The organism is Bacillales bacterium (assembly GCA_035700025.1).
GTDB lineage: Bacteria > Bacillota > Bacilli > Bacillales > DASSOY01 > DASSOY01.
The window spans coordinates 1-3,625 of record DASSOY010000030.1; the positions used below are offsets into that span (position 1 = coordinate 1).

Below are 3,625 nucleotides of genomic sequence, written 5' to 3' on the forward strand. Positions count from 1 at the left end.
CCTGTTTCAACAATTCGGGAAAAGTGCCCGTTGAACTGAAGGACCGGCAAGATCGATGGATTGACCTCGACTCGCACGTTGAAGCTTGGCAAGTTTTCAATAAAAGCTTGCGTGGATGAGCGCCAATATTGAGCGAGATCAAAGGATTTCGGTCTCTCGAACGATTCGGCGAGCGCTTCGGCCGATTGGATTCGCGCGGCTCTGTAATTGCGAATTTCGCCGTTTTCTTTCGCTGCAATCAAGTACCAACGGCTTCCTTTCGCCACGAGTCCAAGCGGATTTACGATTCTTTCGTTCGTTTGTCCGTCTGCGCGTTGATAGACCATTTTTATTTTATTGTTTTTCCACAAAGCTTCTTTCAATAGTTCGAAAGCTTTGACTTTTTCTTTCCGGTTCCGCCAGGTGCTCGTATCTATATGAATGCGATTCCAGACGTCTTTGGCGTTTTCGCGAAAGCTGGACGGGAGGGAAGCGATCAATTTGTTGCGGGCTGCTTCGGAGACTTTGGTGAAACCGAGGTCTTCCAGCAGTTGTGCCGAAGGGGATACAAACAAGGCGCGAATTTCGGATTCTTTCAATCCCGTTAAATTCGTCTGGAAGTCGTCCAATAATGACCAGCCTCCGTTTGTGCCCCGTGCGGCAATGACTGGGATCCCGCTTCGACTCAAGGCGTCCATGTCCCGGTAAATGGTTCGTTCGGATACTTCCAGCTTTTCGGCCAAAGCTTGCGCCGTCATGCGTCCGTGGGTTTGCAAGGACAAAATAATCGAGATCAGGCGATCGCCTCTCATAGCATCCTCCTTAAGTGTCAGAATGCTTTTATTTAATGATAGATGACATTTGATGTCAAGAATCAACAAGTATGATGGAGATGATCAAAATAATGGGAGGTTGGTTTGCATGACTCATGAGAGAACGCTTGTCTTTTACGGAGCTGTCAGTGTCGACGGTTACATTGCCCGGGAAAACCATTCACTTGATTGGCTGTTCGGAACGGAGGGAGAGGAAGAGATCGGGTTTGACGCGTTTTACGAGACGATTGATACGGTTGTTATGGGCAAAAAAACGTATGATCAGATTTTGGTTCACGATCCAGAAACGATTCCGTACGAAAGCAAAGAGTGTTACGTGTTTTCGCGCAATACGACAGGTTCAGCTGGGCACGTGAAGTTTATCAACAATGATATCGTTGCATTTATGAAAGGTTTAAAGCAAAGGAAAGGCAAGAAGATTTGGGTAGTCGGCGGCGGTGAAGTGCTGCAGCCGATGATGGAAGAAAAACTCGTGGATGAATTCATCATCCAAATCACTCCGACGATTCTTGGGCGCGGCATTCCGTTGTTCCTGCCGTGCGACGTCGAAAACGAGCTTAAGTTGGTCGATGTGCACCGCCATAAACAATTTGCTGAAGTGCATTACGTTTTGAAACCGAACTGAATGGTGCAAGTGAAAGTATAGGATAAGAGGTACTGGCTGGCGGCATGGGTCGTATGGTCACTAATATGGGGGCGGTCCTGTCAAATGCGGATCACGCCCTTTACGACCCTGTCTCTGGGCAGGAATTGTCAGAGTCATCTTAAGGGAACAGATGTACAAATGAGGAGGGTCCCAAATAATGGAGAAAAACTTTCCTTGCGGTGGACGGAATGATGGAAACTGTCAGACAAGTTTGTTCCTTGGGAGCGGTGAATCATTGCCGCCAATTTAGAAAGCTTGTTTAGGAACCGATGGATCGCAACCGGATTCGACATCACAGACGAATAACGGCTGAAGGGAAGTGCACGCTGATGCAAAAAGCGAATGTCGTTCAGGCGCTGATCTTTGATGACACCGGAGAAAAAATCTTGCTTGTGATGAACAAAAATGGTGGAGAGCCTTATTGGAGCTTGCCCGGAGGGCTGGTGGAGGACGACGAAACGTTGACGAAAGCGCTCATGCGAGAGGTGAAAGAGGAGACGGGTTATTCGATCATCGTCAAGAACCTTCATTCTGTCCGAGAAGTTTTGATTGAAAAGAAGCAGGAACATGCGCTCATTTTCATGTTTGAAGCGAAGGCGATTGCGGGGGAAGTTCGCGTCGAAGACCCGGACAACGATATCGTAAAAGCGGAGTGGACCGACCTTCAGTCCGTCAATCGACGATTGTCGTATTTACCGGAACCTGTTGCCGCGGCTAAACCGAAATATCGCTATCATTTTCAAAATATGTACGATTGTTGAAAGACCGATTTTACCAGAAAGAGGAAAATTTCATGATTGCGGAGGCGGTTCGCGATGATTTTCTTCGATGTCGACGAAACCCTGCTGGATTTCAAAGGCGCGGAATATACGGCGGTCCAAGCGTTACATCGCGAGTTTGCCCATGTATTTCCGTTCAGCAGCGATGGTTTCTACAAGATTTGGTGCACGGTCGGAAAAAAGCATTACGCAAAGTTTCTCGATGGAATCGTGACTTTTGAACAACAAAAAGTCGAACGGATTCGCGAAATTTTCGGCGAAGTCGGCCGTATAATTACTGACGCTGATGCTGCGAATATTTTCCAACTGTATTTAACGCGTTTTGAAGAGAGTTGGCAGCTGTTTGACGATGTTTCGGGTTGTCTGGAAGATTTGGCGAAATACGATTTGGGTATCATTTCGAACGGGGATGCGGATCAACAGCGGCGAAAACTCGAGAAGCTCGGGATTCTCGAGTATTTTGATGTTATTGTCACGGCTGATGAAGCCGGCGCGGCGAAACCGGACCCTCGCATCTTTGCGTTTGCTTGCGAACGCGCGGGAAAGCCGCCTTCGAGTTGTTTTTACATAGGGGATGATTGGGTAACGGACATTAAGTCTTGCCGCCGGGCGAACATGCAAGGAATCTGGTTAAATCGCGGGAAGAGGTCGGATCCTGTCCAGAGCGGATGGATGATTCACGATTTGAAGGCGCTTAAGTCATTGATTGAAGGAAGGAAATAACATGCACATCCGTCACGTGGAAGTGCTCGATTACAATTACATCCATTCCGTCATCAATGATTGGTGGGGCGGAAGGAAAATGTCGGACATGCTGCCGAAATTATTTTTCGTGCATTTTCGCGATACGAGTTTCGTTGCAGAGGAGAATGGACAAGTGATCGGGTTTGTCATCGGCTTTATTTCGCAAACTTTCCCGAGTGAAGCGTACATTCATTTTGTCGGCGTCGATCCGGCTTATCGAAAGCAGGACATCGGGCGGAAACTATACGAAATTTTTATCAAAACCGTACGAAAAAAGCATTGTCAAACCATTCGTTGCATCACTTCACCTGTCAATCAAAAGTCGATTGCTTTTCACACGAAATTAGGATTTGCCATTGAGCCGGGGGATGCCAAAGTTGATGGCGTTTCGGTTACAAAAAATTACGACGGGGCCGGAGGCGACCGCGTTCGGTTTCGAAAGGATCTCTGAATGAAAAAAACCGACCGTGGGCAGCCGGGAAATTTTATCCATTCAATCGTTTGTTGTTTTCATGGGCGAGTGCAAGCAGGGCGACATAGACCGGCTGGACATTGAATTTCTTGCCGAATTCGAATGTATAGCTGGCGGTTTCGATGTTGTTCGCTTTGTAGTAAGGCGATGTGATGTAATGAATCGTGATTTC

5 protein-coding genes are annotated in these 3,625 nt (G+C 47.4%); 4 read left to right on the plus strand and 1 reads right to left on the minus strand.

What is annotated here, in order from left to right:
- Positions 1-791 (minus strand): YafY family protein (locus tag VFK44_05570; GenBank protein HET7627842.1); only part of this gene is annotated, 791 nt, incomplete at its 3' end.
- A gap of 109 nt (positions 792-900) precedes the next feature.
- Between VFK44_05570 and VFK44_05575 the strand changes: the two genes are divergently transcribed.
- From VFK44_05575 to VFK44_05590, 4 genes are all read left to right on the plus strand, one after another.
- Positions 901-1,437, plus strand: a complete 537-nt coding sequence (locus VFK44_05575; protein HET7627843.1) for a dihydrofolate reductase family protein — start codon at positions 901-903, stop codon at positions 1,435-1,437.
- A gap of 350 nt (positions 1,438-1,787) precedes the next feature.
- A complete protein-coding gene (locus tag VFK44_05580) occupies positions 1,788-2,219 on the plus strand; it encodes an NUDIX hydrolase (protein ID HET7627844.1) in 432 nt (143 codons plus the stop codon).
- A 54-nt stretch (positions 2,220-2,273) separates the two neighbouring features.
- The gene (locus VFK44_05585; GenBank protein ID HET7627845.1) at positions 2,274-2,960 is read left to right on the plus strand and encodes an HAD family hydrolase; all 687 of its coding nucleotides are present in this window, start codon (positions 2,274-2,276) and stop codon (positions 2,958-2,960) included.
- 1 nt (position 2,961) lies between these two features.
- Entirely contained in the window at positions 2,962-3,432 is a 471-nt protein-coding gene (locus tag VFK44_05590; protein ID HET7627846.1) for a GNAT family N-acetyltransferase, read from the plus strand.
- The last annotated feature ends 193 nt before the right edge of the window (positions 3,433-3,625 follow it).

What these genes read in the sequence shown, in the direction of transcription:
- VFK44_05585 (HET7627845.1), top strand. Translation starts at nt 2,274, where the DNA reads ATGATTTTCTTCGATGTCGACGAAACCCTGCTGGATTTCAAAGGCGCG.
- VFK44_05590 (HET7627846.1), top strand. Translation starts at nt 2,962, where the DNA reads ATGCACATCCGTCACGTGGAAGTGCTCGATTACAATTACATCCATTCC.
- VFK44_05580 (HET7627844.1), top strand. Translation starts at nt 1,788, where the DNA reads ATGCAAAAAGCGAATGTCGTTCAGGCGCTGATCTTTGATGACACCGGA.
- VFK44_05575 (HET7627843.1), top strand. Translation starts at nt 901, where the DNA reads ATGACTCATGAGAGAACGCTTGTCTTTTACGGAGCTGTCAGTGTCGAC.